Genomic DNA, 20,873 nt, shown 5'->3' on the forward strand with positions numbered 1-20,873 from the left:
CCGGCCGGGCCTGCCTCGTCCGCCCGTGCGCGCGCTAGGCCCTGCCGCGCTCCGCGTGTTCGCTGCCTTCGCTGTTGAGCAGCTGCGAGAAGGTGTCCGCGTTCAGGTCCGGCACCTGGAAGCTCACCCGTTCCGGGTCGAACACCACGCCGCGGTCGTCGCTGTAGTAGTCCACCGGCACGTTGAGCCCCAGCGCCAGGTTGCTGCCGACCTCGCGCTCGGCCAGTTGCCAGTCCTTGCGCCACAGCGTGAAGCTGGTGACGAAGGCGTCGGCCACCACCTCGGCGTAGCCGTTGAGGCTGAAGCGCAGCCGCGGCGTCAGCGAGGCGGCCAGGTCGGCGTGCAGGTGCAGGCCGGTGTCGGGCGTCCAGTCGAGGTTCACGCTCGGCGAGACGTCGGCGCGCACCTCGGCCGCGGCCGCCACGTTGATGCCGGCGGTGGCGCGGATCACCGCGGCGCCGAGCGAGACGCCGGCGTCGAGCGAGGCCTCCACGCCGGCCACGCCGGGGATGTTGAAGCGCGCGTCGCCGGTCACGTGCAGGCTGTCGGGCTGGGCCGGGTTGTAGTCCTCGATGCGCACCTCGGCCTGGGTCAGCCGGCCGGGGCCGACGTGGGCGTAGCCGGTGACGCGGCCGTTGATGGTCAGCGCCAGGCCCACCGTGTTGCCGCCGACCGCGAAGCCGACCAGCGGCACTGAGACGGTCGGCATGTGGAACAGCTCGCGCCGCGCGCGTTCGGGCGAGGGGTACTGGTCGAACACCGTCACCGCGTCGGGGATGCCGATGCGGCCGCTGATCAGCATGTCGCCGCTGGGGCGGATCTTCAGGCCGATGCCGCCCTGCAGCCAGTCGGTCAGCCGCACGTTGACGGTGCCGTTGCCGAAGGCCTTGAGCTCGCTGTTGTCGCCGCCGGGCGTGACGTTGCCCTCGTCGTCGACCTGGCCGTTGGTCACGCCGGCCAGCACCGTGCCGTTGACCTGGCCGACCCGGAACGGCGCCTCGGCCGAGAACTTGAACAGGCCGTCGTCGTAGCTCGCCGCCAGCGCGGTGGTGATGCCGGCGAAGGTGGCGTCGGCGCTGCCGCTGGCCGCCAGCCGCCAGTCCTCGCCCTCCTGCCGCAGGGTGACGCCGAGCTGGCCGTTGCGGATGCCGGGCCGGTCGCGGAAGCGGGCGTTGCCCGAGATGGTGGCGCCCTCGGGGCCGTCGAAGCCGACCCGCAGCGAGGCCGATTCGATGCCGGGGATGTCGAGCTCGGCGTCGCCGCTGATCTCGCGCTGCTCGCCGTCGAAACTGGCCTGCACCGTGGCGCTGCGCACGCCGCGGATCTTGCCGGCGCCGATGCTTACCGTGCCGCTGCCGGAGAACTTGCCGTCCGGCGCCTCGGGCGTCTTGCGGTAGCGCACTTGGATCGAGGCGTCGGCGTCGAACAGGTTGCGGTCGAAGTCGAAATTGCCGCCGATGCTGAATTCGCCGCGGCTGCTGGCGTCGGCGCCGATGCGGCCGCGGCCCAGGCGGCGGATCTCGAAGTCGGCGCCGCCCGACAGCCTCAGGCCCGAGCGCGTGCCGAGCGAGACGGTGAGGTCGCTGCCGAGGATGTTGAACGGCCCGCCCAGCGCCAGCTCGCCGCCGCCGAAGCTCTTCTCGGCGCGCAGGTCGTCGCCCTCGATCACCAGGTCGACGTTGGCGTTGCGGATCAGCCCGAGGCTCGGGTTGATCTGGCCGCGCAGCACGATGCCCTTGACCGGGTCGATGTCGACGTTGCCGACGCTGACCGGGCTCATGGCATTGACGCCCTGGTTGCTGAAGATCGCGCTGATCTGGCCCTGGATCGAGGCCTTGTTGATGACGCCGGCGTAGGGCAGGCCGTTCTTGCGGTCGACTGGAATCTCGACCCGGATGCCGTTGAAGTTGAGCTGCGGATTGTGCTTGAACAGCTCGCCGCGCAGCGCGCCGGCCTGGGCGCCGCTGCCGCCGACGTCGAACTGGACCGATTGCAGGTGGAAACCCTTGATCCAGTCGTCGTCGGCGATATTGCGAGTGTTGCCGCTGCCGGCCGGCCAGTCGAACAGCTTGGGCCGGCCGATGGTATGGCTGTAGATGGCGATGCGGCTGGCCGAGCCGGTCAGGCTCGCCACCGGCACGTCGGATGGCCAGGGCGAGAAGCCGCCGCCGGCGTTCGGGTGCAGCGGCGAATAGATGTTGATGTAGTTGGCGAAATCGATGTGGTTGCCCTGGTTCAGTTCGTCCTGCAGCCAGTACTCGGCGGAGGCCGGATTGCAGGCGCCGCGGAAGTCGGTGAAGTTGATCTGGTAGTTGGCCTTGAGCGCCGCGACGCTCTGGTGCGCCGGCGGCAGGGTGCTGCGATTGGCGGTCAGCCAGGTGTCGAGGCTGGCGATGATGGCTTCCTTGATCGCGTCGCCCGAGCCCATGTTGGCGCGCGACTCGAGCATTTCCATATTGTCGATGGTGTTGGTGCCGTTGACCTGCAGTTCGACGATGTGGTCGACATGGAAGCTGCGCGCCTGGCCCTGCTTGTTCCAGATCGGCCGGCGCAGGGTTTCGGCCAGTTCGGCCGGGGTGCCGACCGCGATGTCGATATTGTCGCCGGCGCGGTGCTTGGGCCGGATCAGGTAGGGTTCGCTGCGCGAGGCGCTGCCGATCCGGGTGTGGATCTTGTCCAGCGCGGCGGTCGAGGTGGCGGTGCGCATCCAGACTTCCGACTGGTTGTTCACCGTGCGGGTGTAATTGGCCGGCCGGTACAGCGTGCCGGCGGTCTTCTTGGCGGTGTATAGCGCGTTGCGGTGCGCGACGTTGGCCTTGAAGCGCGGCAGGTTCAGCATCGGCAGCGTGATCACCGGCGTGCTGGCGGTGCCGCCGGCGGCGGCCGTGGTCCCGGCCCCGGTTCCGGTCGTGGCCGTGCCGGTGCCGCCCGCCGTCCCGGTCGTGGTCGCGCCGGTCGTGGTGCCGGTCGTCGCGGCCGTCGCCGGCGGCACCGGGGCGGCGGTGGTGCCGCCGCCGGCCGGCGGATCGCCTTCGCCGCGCATCGCCTGGCGCGCCGCGCCGCCGTTCTGCTGCTGCACGTGGGCCAGCTCGTGCGCCAGCAGGCGCTGGCCTTCGGGCTCGTCCGGCGCGTAGGCGTGCTCGGCGAACACGATGTGCTCGCCGACGGTGAAGGCCTTGGCGTGCAGCTGCCGCGCCAGCCGGTCGGCGGCGCGGCCGGTGTGGATCTGCACCGGCGGCAGCTTGGTGCCGAGGCTGCTCTCGAAGCGCATCCGCGACGACGGATCGAGCGGCGCGCCCCGGCCCAGCGCGGCGATCTCCTCCTCGCCGATGGGCGCTGCCGCCGCGGCCGGGTCGGGCGGCGGCACGCCGGTGGCAGCCTCGTCGACCTTGCGGTTGGCCGGCGTGTCGGCGCCGCCGCCGTCGGGCGAGGCGCCGGCCGGGGTGACCGACGGCTCGGGCACCGGCGCGCCGTCGCCCTGCGGCTCGTTCTTCACCGTCTCCTGCGCCGGCTCGTTGTTGAGCAGCTTGAGGAAGTCGTCGTCCTTCAGCTCCGGCTTGGGGATGCTGATGTCCTTCTCGGGATCGAAGCGCAGGCCGCTGTTGCTGTTGTAGCCGAGCTTGGCCGAGGCGGTGACCGCCAGCGGCAGCTTGAACGAGGCGCTGCCCAGTTCCCACTTGCGGCTCCACACCGTGATGGTGTCGACCACCACGTTGAGCTTGGCGAACACCTCGCCGGTCAGCGAGAACTTCAGCTGCGGCTGGAAGTTGAGCGCGGCGTTGGCCTCGAGGTCGAAGCCCTCGCTCTTGCTCCAGCTGAACTTGGTATTGGCCTTGATCAGCGGCGGGTCGGCCGGGATGCCGGCCTCGGCGGTGATGCCGATGGCGCCGCCGAGCTCGGCCACCAGCACCTTGGCCGAGATGTTGGCGGTGGCGCTGAGCGCGATGCCGGCCTTGGCCGGCACTTCGAAGTCCGACTTGCCGCCGAGCTTGAGCGTGTCGATGCTGACGTTGGCCGGGTTGAACGGCTCGATGGTCAGCGTGGTGTTCTTCATGGTGCCCGGCCCGACCGAGGCCTCGGCGGTGACCTTGCCCTGGGCGTAGAACACGATGGCGACGCCGACGCCGGCCACCGTGATGCCGCACAGCGGGATGTCGGGCGTCTTGATGTCGAGCAGGGTGCGCTTGGACTTGTCGCCGGCCGGGATCTGCGGGAACAGCTCGATGTCGGCCACGGTGACCGAGCCGCCGATCTCGACGCTGGCGTCGGGCTTGAGCACCAGCTTCACCTTGCCGCTGATCTTGTCGGTCAGCTTGACCGTCAGCTCGCCCTGGCCGAAGGCCTTGAAATCCTTGCCGCCGCCTTCGCCCGAGACGTTGCCCTTCTCGTCGACCTCGCCGTTGGTGACGCCGATGGTGACGTCGCCCTTGACCCGGTCGCCCTCGCCGAACTTGAAGCCGACCTGGCCCTTGAGCAGCACCACGCCCTTGGCGTAGCTGCCCTTGATATTGCTGCTGACGCCGGGGATGTTGGGCGTGACGTCGCCCGAGCCGGACAGCGACCAGTCGGCGCCGGCGCGTTCGAGCTTCATGGTCAGCTTGCCCGACTGGATGCCGGGCAGCTTCTCCAGCTCGCCGTCGCCCTGCACCGAGAAGTGCTCGGGGTCCTTCAGGTCGATGGCGAGGCCGAAGGCCTTGATGCCGGGGATGTCGGTCTCGGCCTTGCCATCCGCGGTGAAGGTCTCGTTCTCGACCTTGGCGTTGATGGTGGCGCCCTTGATGCCCTTGATCTTGTCCTTGCCGATCTTGAGCTGGGCCTCGCCGGAGAACTTGCCTTCCTCGCCCTCCTTGACGTAGCTCACGCCGAGCTTGGCCTGGGCGTCGAACAGCTTCTTGTCGAATTCGAAATCGCCGCGGATGGCGAAGCTGGCCATCTTGCCGGTAGCGGTCAGCTTGCCGTCGCCCAGGCCGGTGATGGTGAACAGCACCACGCCGGTGGCGCTGAAGCCGGACTTGGTGCCCAGCGCCACGGTGAGGCTGCTGCCGGTGATCTTGAACGGGCCGGGCAGCTTGATCTCGTCGCCGGTGAAGGTCTTCTGCACCCGCAGGTCGGTGCCCTCGACCACCAGGTCCAGCTGGGTGCCCTTGAACAGGCCGAGGCTGGGGTTGACCACGCCGGTGATCATCAGCCCCGAGGGCAGGATGTCGAACTCGACGATCTCGATCGGGCTCATCTCCTTGAGCGCGAAGGCCTTGGCGATCTTGCCGGCGGCGCCGAGCACGTTGATGTAGCCGGCCTGCTTCACGTTGCCGCCGCTGCCGGGCAGCCGCTTGATGGTCAGGTCCAGCGTGTTGCCGCCGCCGGGGTTCTGCAGCTGGGCGATGTCGATCTGGGCCTGCAGCGTGCCGGCGTTTTCGCCGCCGGCCGAGAGGTTGAGGTCGAAGCCCGACAGCTTGATGCCGCGGATCCAGTCGGCGTTGAGGATGCTCTTGTCCTTGGGCTTGCCGTTGGCGTCGAGCTTGATCTGCTTGGGCGCGCCGCCCGACTTGCTCGGGTAGAGCACGAACAGGTCGGGCCCGCCGAAGAACGGCTCCTTGTCGACGCCCCGCGGCCAGGGCAGCACGTTGCCGCTGGCGGCGGCCGCGTCGGGGTCGTAGATGTTGAGGCCCTTCTTGGCCGGCTCGAACTTGTTGACCGCGTCGATGCTCCAGGACGAGGTCTTGCCGCCGCCGGCGGCGGTGGCGAAGTCCGAGTAGAGCAGGTCGTACTTGGCCTTGATCTTCTCGACGTCGCCGTTCTCCTTGTCCTTCATCTTGCCCAGGATGCCGGTGATCGAGACGTCGATGCTGGAGCCGGAGGAGCGGTTGCTGCTGGCGTCGCGCAGCTCGAGGTTGCTCTCGACGTCGAACGAGGGGCCGCCGATCTGCAGCTCGATCATATGGTCGACGTCGTAGGCGACCGGCGTGCCGCTGTCGTCCCAGCGCGGCTTGCGGGCGATCTCGCCGATCTCCTTGGGCGGGCCGATCAGCGCCTCCTTGTTGTCGGCGCTGAGCGCGCTGGCCTTGGGCACCGCCACGTAGAGGCCGTCCTCCTTCAGCCCCATGGCCGCGGCGAAGCCGTCGCGCGCGCCCTTGGTGGCCTTGCGCCAGGTCGAGATCTGCTTGGAGCCTTCCTCCTTGCGGTTGTAGCCGGCCGGCCGCTTGTAGGGCGTGGCGGTGTAGTAGCCGGCCTTGAAGGCCGGGATGGCGACGCCCTTGACGTCGATGCTGTTGCCGCCGGCCGCTCCGCCGCCACCGCCGGCTGGTGCGGGGCCCTCGCGCATCACCTGGCGCGGCACGGTGTCCTGCCGCTGCTGCAGCACGTGGGTCAGCTCGTGGGCCAGCAGCCGCTTGCCCTCGCTGCCTTCGGGCTGGTACTGGCCGGCGGCGAAGGCGATGTGGTGGCCGTAGGTGAAGGCGCGGGCGTGGATCTGCTTGGCGGCGGTGTCGGCCTGGGCATCGTGGTGGATGCGCACGGCCGACAGGTCGCAGCCCAGCCGCTGCTCGAAGAAGCTGCGCGTCTGCGGATCGAGCGGCTGGCCGGCGCCGAGCTTGTCGGCGAAATCGGCCGGCACGCTGGGCTTGGCCTGCTCGGCATCGGCGCCGGCCTGGGGCGCGGCCGCGGCGCGGCTGACGGCGGGCGGGCCGCTCTGGCCGGCGAGGCCGCTGTCGGCAGCGGCGCCGCCGTGGGTGCCGCCGGTGCTGGCCGGCTTGTCGGCCTTCGGCGTCTTGCCCTCGGCCACCGGGGCCTTGGCCGCATCGGGCGGGCCGGCCTTGGCGCCGGCTGCGGCGTCGGCGGCCGGTGCGGCGGCGCGGGCGACCTGCTCGGCCGGTTTGCCGGCGGGCGGGGCAGGGCGGGTCTGGCCGCCGGATGGCGGCTTGGTGGCCTGGCCGGCGGGGCCGGCCTGGCCGGCGGGGCCGGACTTGTCGCCCGCGCTCGCGGCGCCGGCGCTGCCGGATTGGGCGCCCGCGGCCGGGGCGGCGCCGCTCCCTTCCCCTTCCCGCTTCCCCCTTCCCGTTTGCCGTCCTTGCCGCCGCCGGCCGGTTCTTCCATGCGCATCACCTTGTCGGCGACCGCGTCGGCCTCGCGCTCGACCGCGTCGCCGGGCTCGCTGACGCTGAGCTTGGCGCGCACCGCCATGCGGTCGAAGCGCTGGGCGGCGACCGCCGCGCCCGATTCGGCCGGCTTGGCCGCGCCGGCACCGGCGGCGTCCTTGCCGCCTTCGGCACCCTTGGCGCCCGCGCCCTTGGCATCGCCCGCCGCACCCTTGGCGCCGGCGGCGCCCTTGTCGGCGCCACCGGCCTTGTTCGCGCCGGCCTTGTCGCCGCCGGCTTCGGGCTTGGCGCCGGCCTTGGCGGCACCCTCGCTGCCCTTGCCGGCCGGCGGGGCGCCGGTCTTGGCGCCGGCGGGTGCCTTGCCGGCCGGTTTCTTGGCTTCGCTTGCGGCTTCCGTACCCATGGCGGTGCTCCTGCTGGTGCTGCGTTTTTGCCGGCCGCGGCGTCATGCACGGTCGATGCTGCGCCGGCCGTGCTCCCTTCTCCCACCGGGAGAAGGGCTGGGGATGAGGGGCGGCCGCTCCGCGATCGCTGCCGGCGCCCCTGTGGCTCGGACGTTGCGGTCCTCGCTGGAGCAGGCCGTGATGTCTGAACCGCGCCCTCTCATCCCAACCCTTCTCCCGATGGGAGAAGGGCCTTTGACGCGTCTCGCAGGAGCGGCTTCAGCTGCGAATGGTTGGTGCCGGCACGAGCGACCATTCGCGGCTGAAGCCGCTCCTACCCCGATCGCCCTACGGCTTGAACGCCCCGAACGGCAGGATCGTCGCCACCGCCGCATCCTTCAGCAGCGCATTCGGCAGCGCGAAATCGCCGCCCGCGGCCGGCGCCCCGGCCGCCGCGCGGATCGTGTCGTGCTCTTCCTGCACATGCTGCTCGGGCGGAATCGCGTTGCCGCGCACGATCATCGCGTCGGTGAAGTTCACGTCGAAGTTCTTGCGGATCTCGTCCGCCAGCTTCTTCAGCTCGGTCTCGTCGGCCGCCGCCAGTTGGCCGTCGACGAAGTGCACCGTCAGCGCGAAGGTGCTCTTCTGGTCGACCTGGTTCTCCAGCTCGTTCCACACCGTGGCCGAGCCCGACTTCAGGTCGTCCAGCGAGGCGAACAGGTTCTCGTTGTGGATCAGCAGCACGCGGTGGGCGGTCTCGACCTCGGTCGGCGGCGCCTGCTCGGCGGTCACCAGCAGCATGCCGCCGTCGAACTGCGCGTCCTCCAGCGGCTTGGGCGCGCGCGACAGCGCATGCACCACGTCGACCGACGGCGGCTCGATCAGGCCGCCGAGCAGGCCGACCAGCCGGCGCAGCCGGTAGTGGTTCTGCCAGCCCTGGCCGGCGCGCGGCGCCTGCTCCCACACCCGGCCGAGCACCAGCTTGGCGGCCGGCTTGGCCTTCTTCCAGTCGGCCAGCACCGTCTTCTGCAGCTCGATCGGCGTCAGCGCGTCGTCGAGGTAGTGCAGCACGTCGACGCGCTTGAAGCTGAAGCGCTTGAGCGTCTCGGCGTCGTTGTCGTCGATGGCCTGGCGCAGCGTCTCCAGCTCGCCGACGTCCTCCAGCCGCAGGTGCCAGGTCTGGAAGCCCTCGGCCTGGGCCGCCGGCGCGGTGCAGGCGCACGACGCGTCGCACACCGCCTGCCGGCGGCGGCGGAACATCACCCAGTCGTGCACCGCGCGGACCCGCAGCGGGCCGCTGGCCGTCACGGCCGGGAACAGCCGGTTGCGCGCGCGGCTCAGGAAGGCCGGGTTGGCGGTGTATTCCGACAAGGTGGCGATCGCGTTGAGCGCCTCCAGCCGGATCGGGCTCTCGGGCGCCGGCAGCTGCTCCATCTCGCGCAGCGTCAGGAAGGAGGCGAACGGGCCTTCGCTCTCCTCGGCCAGGTACGGGCCGTTGTCGAGCAGGTAGTTGTTCTCCATGTGGGTGTAGTTCGGCGTCGGCTCGCCGATGCTGCGGCGCAGGCCGACCTCGGCCAGCCGCGGCTGGCCGCTCCAGTGCGCCTCGGCGCTGAGTCCGAGCCGGCGCAGCGAGGCGAGGGCCGGCACGATCCAGACCTTGCCGCTGCGGGCGTCGCCCTTGCGGTAGACCACCACCTCGAGGCTGGCCGGCTGGTCGGGCTCGTCGTCCTCGTCCGGCTCGCCGTTCTTGTAGGTCAGCGCCTGCGGGTAGAGCGTCAGCTCGCCGCTGACCGCATCGGTATCGACGTCGGACTTGAACAGCGCGTCGATGCGCAGCCGCGCCGGGCCCTCGGCCACCAGGCCGAAGGCGAACGACTGCTCGGCGGCGGTGGCCGACATGCCGATCCGGAGCTCGAAGTCGCCGCCGACCACCGCGCCTTCGCCGCGGGCGAACGGGTCCTCGTCGATGTCGAGGCCGAGGTAGACGCCGGGCAGGCTCACCGTCAGCTCCGGCTGGTCGTTGCCGCCGCTGCTGCCGCTGCCGGTGTCGAAGCTGCCCGAGGCCGGCGGCGTGCCGCTGCCGCCCGCGCCCGGCGCCGGCTGGGCCTGCGGGATCGGCTTGGGCTTATTGGTGTAGAACAGGTCCTGGTGGCAGATCAGCGTGAAGGCGGCGCCGCCGTTGTCCTTGCGCACCGTGCGGGCCAGGCCGGCCAGGCCCTGGTCGGTGTCGACGCCGTCGGCGGTGTCGACCACCCGGTTCAGGCGCTTGGACTTGAGGAAGCTGCCGGCCCGCTCCGGGCCAGCTTTTCCTCCTTGGCGTCCTTGGCGCCCAGTTCGAGCTTCCGGTTGTCCTTCACCTCGGCCGACGACAGGAACTTGAGGTCGATGTCGGCGAACCAGTAGACGCCGTCGGCCACGCCCTGGGCGTCGGCGATCTCGCCGTCGGGCACGAAGATCTCGACTTCCTCCTTCTGCGCCGGGTTGTCCAGGCCGCGGGTGAGCGAGATGCGGTCCATGTGCTGGGCCGCCTCGACCTCGTGCGGGATGTAGTCGGGCCGCGCGGCGCAGAAAGTGAGGCTGACGCCCTCGCCGAACATGCGCTCAAGCTGTTCGTTGACCGGCTGCTTGCCCGGCTGCACCGGCAGGTAGCCGGCCGGCGGCAGCTCGACGAAGCCGGCGCCGAGCAGCATGCGGTTCTTCGGCAGCGCCAGCGGGCCGTCCTGGCCGTCGCCGAGCTGGGTCGCCAGCGTGCCGAGCTGCTTGTCGGACTGCTTCAGCAGCTTGAGCGCGCTGTCGATCTTGGCCGATTCCTCGCCGAGCATCTCGAGGATCTTCTTGCTGCCGGCCGCGTAGTTCTTGCGTGCCTGTTCGAGCTGGCGGCGCGTCTCGTCGAGCAGCTGGCGCAGCCGGCGGCAGTCGTCGTCGATCGGATCGAAGTCGCCGGTACCGGGCTTGAACACGCCCGACAGCTGGCACTGGAACTGCAGGATCTGCGCCAGGAACACGTTCCACGGCCGCATCCGCATGCGGCCCTGCCAATAGCCGCGCGCCTGGCTGTCCATGCGTTCGCGCCGGGCGCTCCAGGCGTCGAGGAAGCGCACGCTGTCGCCCTCGCGCGCCAACAGGCCGATCGGCACTTCGTCGCGGCCGTACAGCGCGGCCGGGTTGCACCAGACCGGGCCGGCGAGGCCGGCGCCCGACAGCAGCGAGGCGGTCAGCCACGGCTCGGCCTTGAAATAGGCCGAGGCGGCGCGGTTGCGCAGGTGCTGGGCGGCCAGGGCTGGCTGGCGCTGTCGGGCAGGCCAGTACGATCGGCCGCAGCCGCAGCACCAGGCCTTCGCGCCAGTAGGGCCGCTGGGTATCGGTGACGCAAGCGTCCTCGCACAGCTTGCCGTAGACCTCCTCGTTGCCGCACAGGCCCTGCAACGGGCCGACGGTGATCTCGTACAGGCCGGTGCCGGGCGAGGACGGATCGCCGGGCTGGTCCTCGCAATCGCAGCTGCCGAAGGCGCCGCTGCCGCTGGCGGGGCCGGCCGCGCCGCGGCGATCAGCTCGGCCAGGCTGGCCGAGAAGCCCTGGTTCAGCAGCACCGTGTTGCCGGCCGGGGTGATGGCCAGGCCCGGCGTGAGCGCCAGCTGGCCGCCGTCGAGCGCGATGCCGAGGCCATGCACCACGCCCCAGCCGCCGGCCAGGTTGGACAGCCGGACGAGGTTGCGGTGGTAGTCCTGTTCCAGCGTGAGCGCATCGGCGCGCAGGAACTTGCCGTCGAAGTAGTGCAGCCGGGTCAGCGGCGTGCCCTGTTCGATGCGGGCGACGCCGTCCTGCACGCCGAGGCGGCATGGGCGGCTTGGGGGTCGAGATCGTTGGGCATGGGTCAGCTCCCGGTTACCTGGGTGGAAAGGTCGAGGCCGTCGCGGTCCGCCGCGGGGGCGCCGGCCGGGGTGAGATCGGCGCCGAGCAGCGGCGTCGGGCCGCTGCCGCGCACGGTGATGCGCAGCCGTTCGGTATCGGCGGCCGGCGCCGCGGCCAGCGTCAGGGTGACGCGGCGTTCGGCATCGGCGTAGACCGGCGGCGCCGCGGCCAGCGGCGTCGCGGTCCAGCCGGTCGGGCCGTAGGCGGTGACGGTGAAGGCGGGGCCGCCACGCTCGGCGGCGCCAGCGGCAGGTCGAAGTCGAGCGTGACGCTGTCGCTGCTCCAGCTCGCCGCGACCACGCGCGGCCCGCCGGCAACGGCCTCGGCGGTGTCGACCGCCGGGCCTGCCACGCCGGGGCGCAGCAGCAGCGCCTGCAGCACTTCGGTCGGCAGCAGGGTGGCGCGGTGGTCGGGGTCGGGCGGATCGGCCAGCGCGACCTGCCAGCCTTCGGCGTCGCGGAACAGGTGCAGGCCGCCGAGCCGGGCCAGCACCAGGCAGCCGTCGTCGTCCTCGGCCAGGTCGGACGCCGGCGCGGCATCGGCCGTCGCACCGGTCTCGATCGCGGCGCGGGTCAGCACCGTGCGCCACAGCGCCTCGGTGGCGGCGGCGCGTTCGCCGGGCGGCAGGGCGGCGATGTCGGCCTGGCGTTCGGCCAGCCAGGCGTCGCCGGCCTCGGCCGCGGCCAGACCGAGCAGCACCCGCAGCAGCCGATAGGACGGCACGCCGGCCGGGCGGGCGGCCGGGCACGGCGCAGGCTCAGCACCGGACGTTCGCAGATGCGCGAATAGGCGATGCCGGGCGAGCCGTCGCCGGCGCACGGATCGGCGATGGCCGGCACCGGGCGCGACAGGCAGCTGCCGTGGCACAGCACCACTTCGGCGTCGAAGGTGGCGTTGTCCTTGTCGGCCAGGTCGAGGAAGTCGTCGTCGTCGCGGTGCTTCTCCCACCAGGCCGGCAGGCCCAGGCATTGCGCCTCGGCCAGTTCCAGGTCGCGGCCGCGGCGGTCGAGCGCGTAGCCGGGCGCCACCTTCAGCTCGCGCCGGGCGGCGTCGAACTCGACGCCGTAGCCGTAGACCACGCCGCTGCCGTGCAGCGCGCGCTGGTGGCGGCGCAGCCGGCCGACGTGGAAGCCTTGCTCGACGCGGAAGTCCTCCACTCCGAGCAGCATGCCGAAGTGGTAGTTGATCGCGCAGTCCGGCGCGTCCGGCAGGCTGCCGGCGCAGGCGTCGCAGCTGCCCTGGCAGCCGCAGCCGGCCTGGCTGGCCGCGGTGGTGTCGGGTGCTCCCATGTTTTGCTCCTCCTGAGTTCTGTGAGGGTGAGGTGTGAGGCGTGAGGTGTTCACCCCATCCCCACCCCGGCCCTCCCCTTGAAGGGGAGGGAGTGGTGCAGTGATGCATATGACGATCGCTACCAGTGGAACCCGCTGCCGATGGAAGTCGCGCTGCGCTACGCCTCCTCTTCAAGGGGAGGTTGGGTGGGGATGGGGTGGACACCTCACCCTCACGCCTCACTCAGCCGCGTAGCGGCGCCTCACACTTCCGCCAAGAACCGCACCGCGCTCTGCCGCCGCCGCGCCAGCAGCTCGGCCGCCGCGGTCGCCTCGGCCTGCCGTTGCGCCAGCGCCTCGTGCAGCACGACCACCTTGCGCCGCTCGCGGCTGGCGGCGTCGAGCGCGGCGGCCAGCGCCGTCTCGGCGTTGACGACCGCGCTCTTGATGTCGGCCACCGTGGCGTCCTTGATCGGCCCCAGCGTCGCCACCGCGGCGTCGAGCCGGTCGAGCCGGTCCCACAGCGCGTCCGGCACCGCCACCCACCAGGCCGACAGCAGCGGCAGGTCGGCCGCCAGCGCCGATTCGGCGGCGCCGAGCTCGCCGGCCAGCGTGCCGACCGCGTCGAACTTGGTCTGCAGCGTCGGGTCGGCGGCGCGCAGCGCGGCGTCGGTCTTGTCCGGCTCGGCGGCGCGCGCGGCGAACAGCGCGTTCTGGTAGGCCAGGTCGGCGGCGTCGAGCGCGGCCTGCTTGTCGTCGCGGGTCTTGAGCTTTTCCAGCGCGTCCTCGCGCGCATCGGTCAGCGTCGCGTCGGCGCTGATCAGCACCGCCTTCTGCGCCGCGGTCAGCGCCGAGCCCGGCAGTTCGGCCAGCGACTTGAGCGCGTCGCGCGCCTGGGCCACTGCCGGCTGGGTCTGGGCATAGGCCTGCAGCGCCGCCACCGCGGCGTCGAAGGTGGCCTGCAGCGCGGCGAGCTTGTCGATCTGGCGCGTGCTGGACTCGTTCCAGGCGGTGTTGCCGGCCAGCGCGGCGGCGGCGCGCGCGGCGGCGTTGGCGCGCAGCGTGTCGGCCAGCGCGCGGCGGGCGCGCACGCGCTTGATGAAGCTGCGCTTGTCGTCGGCATTGCTCGGGAAGTCCGCTTCGACCTTGCCGCGCGCGGCGGCCTCGAAATCGGTCAGCGCGGCCTGGGCCTGGCTCTTGTAGCTGGCCAGCGGCGCGGCGGCCCAGGCCTGGCGCTGGTCGTGGGCCGGCTGGGCGGCGGCCAGGGCGGCGCGCGCGTCGGCCAGCCGGGCGGCGGTTTCGTTCACCCGGGCGGCGTCGGCTGCGCGCTGCTCGCCGAGCCGGCGCTTGGCCGCCTCGTTCGCGGCATGGTTGGCGCCGGCCTGGCGCCAGGCGATCAGCGCGTCGCGCATGGCGATCAGCAGCGGATCGCCGTCGGCCGGCAACGGGATCGCGGCGAGCTGCTTGCGGATCGCCTCGACCTGGTCGCGCGCCGCCTGCAACTGGGCCGCGCTGCCGGCGTAGGCGGCGATGGCGACCTGCTCGGCCGCCTGGGTCGAGGCCAGCCGGCCGCGGGCGGCGGTCAGCGCGGCGTCGAGCCGGCCGACTTCGTCGGTCCAGAATCCGATCAGGGTGGTAGGGGTTGCCATGGTGCCTCCTGGGGTGTCGGTGTTCGGTTCGTGTTCGGTGCCTGTCGGCCGTGCATCGCGGGTTTCAAGTAGGTCGGGCTTTACGCCGTAGGTCGGGCTTGACGCCCGGCAGCGCTGCCGGCCGAGGACGCCGTCGGGCGTAAAGCCCGACCTGCCGGCGCTGCGCTCGGCGGCCGAGCCTCGGCGTCCTCTGCGGTTCAAGCTCTTGCGCACCGCGGCTCATGCTTGCGCTCCCGCCACCCGGCGCCCGGCCGGGAAGCCCGGATGCGCGCGGCCGGCCTTCTCGAACTCGCGTTCGATCGCGGCCAGGAAGTGCGCCTGGCCGATGCGCGCGCCCTCGGCCGCGGCGAGGAAGGCCGCCGCCAGGCTGGCGTTGCGGATCTGGGCGCCGCTGATGGCGTACCAGTCGGCCAGCTCGTGCAGGTCGACGTCGGCCGCCAGCGGCGCGCCGGCGGGCAGGTGCAGCTGCCACAGCCGTTCGCGGGTGGCGAGGTCCGGCTCGGGGAACTCGACGATGTGGTCGAACCGGCGCGTGAAAGCCGCGTCGAGGTTGGCGCGCAGGTTGGTGGTCAGCACCGCCGTGCCGTCGAAGCGCTCCAGCCGCTGCAACAGGTAGGCGGTCTCGAGGTTGGCGTAGCGGTCGTGCGCGTCGCCGCCCTCGCTGCGGCGGCCGAACAAGGCGTCGGCCTCGTCGAACAGCAGCAGTGCGCGGGCGTGCTCGGCCAGCTCGAACACCGCCGCCAGGTTCTTCTCGGTTTCGCCGATCCACTTCGACACCAGGCTGGCGATGTCGACTACCAGCAGGTCGATGCCGAGCGCGCGGGCCATCGCCTCGGCCGCCAGCGTCTTGCCGGTGCCGGGCGGGCCGTGGAACAGCAGCTTGAGGCCGCGCCGGCCGCTGCGGCCCTGCTCGAAGCCCCAGTCGTCCAGCACCGTGATCTGCTGGTGCACGCGCCGCACCGCCTGTTCGAGCTGGGCGGCGCCGAGCGGCGGCAGCAGCAGCGCGTCCCAGTCGACCCGCGGCTGCACCCGCTGCACGCCGGGCCGGGCGCGCCAGGCGACGCGGGCGCGCAGGCTGTCGGCGACGTCGTCGAGGTCGAGCGCGCGCGCCTCGATGCGCTGGCGCAGCGCCAGGTCCTCGGCGATGCCGCGCGCCTCGTCGGGCTCGATCGGGTAGCGCGCCGCCAACAGGCCGGCGCGGCCGGCCAGGTCGGGCAGCAGGGTGGCCCACATATCGCGCCGGGCGGTGGCGGCCAGCGGCTCGACCCGCAGCGTCAGCACCGGCAGCGCCAGCGCGGGCAAGGCGCGCTCGGCCGCGGCGGCGACCAGCAGCGGCGCGCGCCAGCCCAGCCGTTCGAGCGCGTGGTGGGCGGCCGGCGGCCCGGCGCCGTCGTCGTCGCCGAGTTCCAGCCAGGGCACCGCGGCATGGGCATGGGCGACGCAGCAGGCATCGACCGCCCAGTCCGGCTCGCCGGCCGCGGCGCGCGCGCGCACCGCCGCCACTTGGGCCAGGCCGAGCAGCGCACGCACGCGGGTGGCGCGCATCGCCTCGTTGCCGCCGAGCAGCGCCACCAGGCAGGGCTCGCCGCGCGCCAGCGCCTGGGCGGCGCGGCGGCTGTCGGGCTGATCCAGCCAGCCTTCGAGGCCCGGCACGCGGCGGAAGCCCGGCAGCAGCTCGGCTTCGGCCAGCCGCGGCGGTCGGCCGTCGAGCGCTTCCCACACGCCTGGGCCGGGCCGCAGCAGGCGGCCGTGCCAGGGACCGTCGCCGTCGAGCCGCAGCAGTCCGAGCCGGGCGCTGGGCGAGTCGAGCAGCAGCGTTTCGATCGCGTCGCGCACCGCCTCGGTCGCCGCCATGGCATCCGCGGCCGCGGCCTGCTGTTCCTGCCAGGCCAGCGCCAGCGCGACGGTGGGGTAGGGCAGGCCGTGCGGATGCAGCTGGCGCAGCAGCGCGGCATAGCCCTCGTGCAGCTCGGGCAGCACGGCCAGCAGCAGCAGGTCGGCCGCCAGCCGGCCGTGGCGGGCCGAGGGCGGGGCCAGCCGGTCGAGCGGGTGGAGCGCGGCGGCGACCGGCTCGGCTTCGCGCGCATGCACGCTGCCGTCGGCGCCGAGCCGCAGGCCGAGGCCGTCGGCATGCACCGCGACGAAGCGCAGCGCGGCGGCCAGGCCTTCGGCCGGCGCCGGCCCGGCCGGGTCGAGCGCGGCGGCCAGGCCTTCGCGCACGGCGACGCCGTGGGCCAGCCGCAGCGCGACGGCGGCCGCCTCGCGGCGGGTATGGCGGCGCACCTCGGGCGGCGCGGCCAAGAGGGGAAGGGCGCGATCATTCATAGACGAACCTCACGACGCAGCCGAGCCAGGGCAGCCAGCCCGGATCGAGATCGAGCGCGGCCCGGCGCAGGCGCACGTCGGCCTGCTCGAGCGGGAAGTGGACTTCGATCCAGCCCGGCTCGATGCGCAGGCGGGCGGGGCGGCGGCAGACGGCGGCCACGCCGGTGCCGGGGCCGAGGCGGTGGGTGAGCCAGGCCGCGAGCAGGCCGGCTATCTCGGACGGTGCATCGGCGCGGTCGCCATTCGAGGCTGAAGCCGTTCCTGCGGTGTCCGACCCGCGAGGCGCGTCGCGCCAAGCCGCCAATTCCGCCGCCGACGGCTGCCAGCCGCCGCAGAACGCCCGCACCGCCACGTCGTCGGCCGGCACGCCGATCGCCTCGGTCGCCAGCCGCCACAGTCGCGGCGGCAAGGCCTCGTCGTCGGCCGCATCGAGCCAGCCGAGCGCCGGCACCGCGTGCAGCAGGAACAGCAGGCCGCCCCAGTCGCTGGCCTGCCATTCGGCCGGTTCGGGCAGCGGCGGCAGCGGGAGATCGCCGGCGCCGGCCGCGGCGGCTTCGGCCGGCTCGGCCGTGCCTTCGGCGGCAGCATGCGGCTGCGGCAGGTCGGTCGCCGCGCCGGGTCGCGGTGGAACGGCAGGCGGCGCATGGGCCGCGGCCTGGTCGGCCGGTGGTGCTGCGTGCGGCGACTGCGCCGGTGCGGCCGCGCGCTCGCCGGCCGCGGCCGGCCGTTCGCCGTCGCCGCGCACCGTGCGCAAGGGCAAGGCCGTGGCCGAGCTCGGCTCGGCGGCGAGCCAGGCGGCGGCGACGCGGGCCTCGGCCTGCCGGCCGCCGCCGGCCGCCGCGCCGGGCCAGCCGGCGCCGGCCAGCAGCACCGCCAGCGCCGCGCGCTGGCGCGCCGCCAGCCAGGGCTGGGCCTCGATCCAGCGGCGCAGCGCGATCACCAGCGGATTGGCGGGCAAGGCCGGCGCGGCCAGCACCGCGGCGCGCGCCGGCGGGGTCCAGGCCAGGTAGCCGGCGGTCTGCGGACAGGCGCCGAACAGCGCCAGCCAGGCCGGCGGCGGCACCGCCTGCAGCAAGGCGGTCAGCGCGCCGGTCGCCGTCTCGGCGGCGATCAGCCGGGTCAGCACCGGCCAGATCGACTCGGAATCGGCCTGCAGCGCCCGCAGCGCGGCCTCGCGCAGGGTGGGGACGTCGACGGCGTCGTCGGCCAGCCAGCCCATCTGGCGCCAGGCCCAGGCCCGCGCGGTGCGGCCGCAGGCGGCCTGGTAGACCAGGTCGGCCAGCGCGGCGCGGCGGTCGCGGTAGCGCACCGCCACCGTGTCGTCGCCGCGTTCGAGCGCAGCCGCCACCGCCTGCTGCAGCGCGGCTTGCCAGGCGGCCGCCACCTGGGCGTCGCCGCGGTCGGCGTCCCAGCGCAGCCGCAGCGTCAGCGTGCGGATCAGCAGCCACTCGTCGGCGCCGAGGCCGAAGCCGGCGTCGAGGTCGAGCCCGGCCAGCGCTGCGTCCCAGCCGCGCAGCCGCTCGGGCGGCAGCGGCGCCGCGCTGCGGTAGCGGTTGTGCCAGTGCTCGATGCGCAGGCCGTTCATTGCCAGCTCCCCGGTTCTCGGCCGGCGCGGTCGAGCTCGGGCCGGCCCAGGGTGTAGCCCTTGCCGAGCACCGCGTCGCCGAGCACCAGCGGATCGAAGCCCGAGCTCTTGCCGATCATCGAGGCGAGGCCGACGTGCAGGCCGACGCCGACCCGGGTGCCGACCGCGGCGCCGCAGACGTCGAACATCGTGTGGGCCGGCTTGTGGGTCTCGATCAGCTTGCGCACCGCGCGCAGCTGGGCGTCGTCGAGGTCGGCCAGCACGGTGACGCTGAAGCGGTGGGCGAAGCCCTCGAACGGCTGCTCGGCCGCCTCGGGCAGCGCGGTCTCGCCGTCGCGGCCGATGCTGCCGCCGACCCGGAAACCGCTGCCGAGCACCGAGCGCGATGCGGTGGCCTCGGGGTTGCCGGCCACGCCGCCGCCGCGCAGGCGGAAGGTCTCGATCACGATCGCCTCGGCGCCGGTCAGCAGGGTGATCATCCTCTGCAGGCTCTGCAGCGTGCCGCGGCAGCGGAACAGCGTGGCGGCCTCGGCGATCAGCCGCCGCCGCGCCGCCTCGGGCCAGACCGGGTCGAGCGCCAGGCCGACGAAGCCGGCCAGCCAGTCGAGCGCCTCGGCCGGCGCCACGCGCGGGTCGAGCAGGCGGTGGCGGCCGTCGCCGACCGCGCCCCATTCGCCGAGCGTGGCGGCGATCGGCGCCAGGTAGCGCTGCAGGAAGTCGCGCGCGGCCGGCTCGCGCCACAGCGTGCGCGGCAGCTGGCCGAGCAGGCCGTGGCCCGGGTATTCGGCCTGCACCGAGCGCAGCCGCGGCGTCTTGGAACGGGTGCCGGCGAATTCGAACACCAGCCACAGGTAGCGGCCCGGCGGCGCGATCACCGGCGCCTCGTAGCGGGCGAAGCCGTCGGGGCCGGGCGGCGCCAGCGGTCGCGGCGAATCGTCGCGGTAGAGCGGCTGGCCGGCGGCCGGGCCGTAGTCGAGCATGGCTTGGCCCGGCAGCGGCGTGCGCGTCTCCTCGGCCAGCGGCAGCAGGGCTTCGCCGGCCGGCGCCTTGCGCTCGATCGGGCGCAGCTCGTCGAGATCGTCGCGGCTGTAGCAGCGCACGGTAAGGCGGGTGCCGTCGGGGATGCAGGCCTCGATCAGGATGCGGCCCCATTGGGCCTGGTCGAGCCCGCTGTCGAGCGCGAAGCCGAACACCGTGCCGGCTTCGAGGAAGCTCGGCCGTGCCGGCGCGGCATGGCGCAGGCCGCGCGCGGTCCAGTAGGCGATGCGGCCGTCGGGCGCCCGCGCGATGCCGCGGCCGTCGTAGCCCGGCGCGGCCAGGCCGGCCAGCGGCGCGACGTGGCGGCCGTTCAGCCGGCGGCGCAGGAAGTCCTCGCCGGGGCGGCGGGCGAACACCAGCAGCCAGCCGAGCTCGGGGTCGTGCTCGCCGATCAGGAAATCGGTGCAGTAGGGGATGGCGATGACGATGTTGTGGTCGTGCAGGCAGCGCAGTTCAGCACTGGCCTGGCCGGCATCGAGCAGCACGAAGGCGCGGCCGTCGGCGGCGACGTCGAGCCGGTCGGCGGCCGGCACCTCGGCCGGCCAGGGCAGCGGCTGCGGCGGGTCGCAGGGGCTCAGCGACAGCCAGGCCGGCGTGTCGAGCAGCGCGTAGGCGCGGCCGCGGGCATAGGCGACATCGAGCGGCCTGCCGCTGGTGGCGACCTGGCGGGCGACCTCGTGCTGCCAGGTGTCGACCAGCCAGATCGAGGCCAGCGCCTCGCCGCCGTCGCCCGGATCGGCGATGTAGAGGTAGTCGGCCTCGTCGCAGGCCAGCGCGACCGGCCGGAAAGGCAGCGGCGCATCGCCGCCGAAGCCGCCGCTCTCGCTCTCGGCGCCGCTGAGCTCGTACGGCGCCGGCGCGTCGGCCGCCACGCCGAGCGTGGTGCGCTTGCCCCAGGCCAGGAATTCGAGCCCACCGGTCTCGGGCAGCGGGTGGAACAGCCGGCAATGGCGGTCGAACACCGGGCCGGCGAAACCGCCGGCGAACGGCGTGGCCTCGGGCAGGGTGTGGTCGCCGGCCGGATCGGGCGCCAGCGTGACGACCTCGTCGGCCAGCGCGGTGGCGTCGAAGCCGCAGCGCAGCCAGTGCGGGCGGCCGCGCATCTCGACCAGGCCGGAGGTGGGGGCGCCGGCGATCATGGGCGGCCTCCTTCCTGGGGAAGGGGGAAGCGGGAAGGGGGAAGGGCGGAACGATTCCACCGTCCGCGGTTCGGCCTCGCCGCGCTTGGGGCGTGAGCCCGTAGGTCGGACTTCGGTCCGACCGCGCCGCCGATGAAGGCTGCTGTCGGACCGAAGTCCGACCTACCAGGCTTACTGGCGGCCATCGGGACATTCGCTTCATTGGCTACGGAGAGCTCCAATCCCGTCGAAGCCGCCGAGCACCGCAGGGCCTCGCGGGGGAGTCGGCGAGCACTGTTTGAGGCCCGTAGGGCCGAGTTGTGCAGCCGCCCGCGAGGACCGAGGAGCGCAGGGGACCCCTGCGCAGCAGGGGCGGCTTTGTCGGGTCGCCTTTTCTTTGGTTATTTTCTTTTGGCGAAGCAAAAGAAAGTAACCCGGCTGCGGGACGGGCCCCGCTCCAATCTGCGCGCAGCGCGGCATCTGCGGCGATAGCCGCTAAAC

Annotated in this window: 8 protein-coding genes; all 8 read right to left on the bottom strand. The window is 73.2% G+C overall.

All coding sequences use genetic code 11. From position 1 onward, the window contains the following. Window positions 1–34: 34 nt before the first annotated feature. Complete coding sequence (locus tag H9L41_RS10725; protein ID WP_187523812.1) at window positions 35–6,781, bottom strand: eCIS core domain-containing protein; 6,747 nt, start codon at window positions 6,779–6,781, stop codon at window positions 35–37. A gap of 1,044 nt (window positions 6,782–7,825) precedes the next feature. Next, a complete protein-coding gene (locus H9L41_RS10730) occupies window positions 7,826–9,730 on the bottom strand; it encodes a hypothetical protein (RefSeq protein WP_187523813.1) in 1,905 nt (634 codons plus the stop codon). A 5-nt stretch (window positions 9,731–9,735) separates the two neighbouring features. After that, entirely contained in the window at window positions 9,736–11,304 is a 1,569-nt protein-coding gene (locus H9L41_RS10735) for a hypothetical protein (protein ID WP_187523814.1), read from the bottom strand. A gap of 657 nt (window positions 11,305–11,961) precedes the next feature. Next, window positions 11,962–12,678, bottom strand: coding sequence for a hypothetical protein (locus H9L41_RS10740; RefSeq protein ID WP_187523815.1), 717 nt, complete (start codon window positions 12,676–12,678; stop codon window positions 11,962–11,964). Window positions 12,679–12,920: 242 nt separating this feature from the next. Then, window positions 12,921–14,306, bottom strand: a complete 1,386-nt coding sequence (locus tag H9L41_RS10745) for a hypothetical protein (RefSeq protein ID WP_028445923.1) — start codon at window positions 14,304–14,306, stop codon at window positions 12,921–12,923. A gap of 219 nt (window positions 14,307–14,525) precedes the next feature. Continuing rightward, window positions 14,526–16,631, bottom strand: a complete 2,106-nt coding sequence (locus H9L41_RS10750) for an AAA family ATPase (RefSeq protein WP_157461938.1) — start codon at window positions 16,629–16,631, stop codon at window positions 14,526–14,528. After that, a complete protein-coding gene (locus tag H9L41_RS10755; protein WP_028445924.1) occupies window positions 16,624–18,216 on the bottom strand; it encodes a hypothetical protein in 1,593 nt (530 codons plus the stop codon). Before H9L41_RS10755 ends, H9L41_RS10750 begins: the two co-directional genes overlap by 8 nt. Continuing rightward, entirely contained in the window at window positions 18,213–20,393 is a 2,181-nt protein-coding gene (locus H9L41_RS10760) for a phage tail protein (protein WP_028445925.1), read from the bottom strand. Before H9L41_RS10760 ends, H9L41_RS10755 begins: the two co-directional genes overlap by 4 nt. Between the last annotated feature and the right edge of the window lie 480 nt (window positions 20,394–20,873).

It is taken from the genome of Chitinimonas koreensis, from assembly GCF_014353015.1.
Classification (GTDB): Bacteria; Pseudomonadota; Gammaproteobacteria; order Burkholderiales; family Chitinimonadaceae; genus Chitinimonas; species Chitinimonas koreensis.

Coding starts and splice junctions, on each gene's coding strand:
- H9L41_RS10750 (WP_157461938.1), bottom strand. CDS start 16,631: ATGAATGATCGCGCCCTTCCCCTCTTGGCCGCGCCGCCCGAGGTGCGC.
- H9L41_RS10755 (WP_028445924.1), bottom strand. CDS start 18,216: ATGAACGGCCTGCGCATCGAGCACTGGCACAACCGCTACCGCAGCGCG.
- H9L41_RS10745 (WP_028445923.1), bottom strand. CDS start 14,306: ATGGCAACCCCTACCACCCTGATCGGATTCTGGACCGACGAAGTCGGC.
- H9L41_RS10760 (WP_028445925.1), bottom strand. CDS start 20,393: ATGATCGCCGGCGCCCCCACCTCCGGCCTGGTCGAGATGCGCGGCCGC.
- H9L41_RS10740 (WP_187523815.1), bottom strand. CDS start 12,678: ATGGGAGCACCCGACACCACCGCGGCCAGCCAGGCCGGCTGCGGCTGC.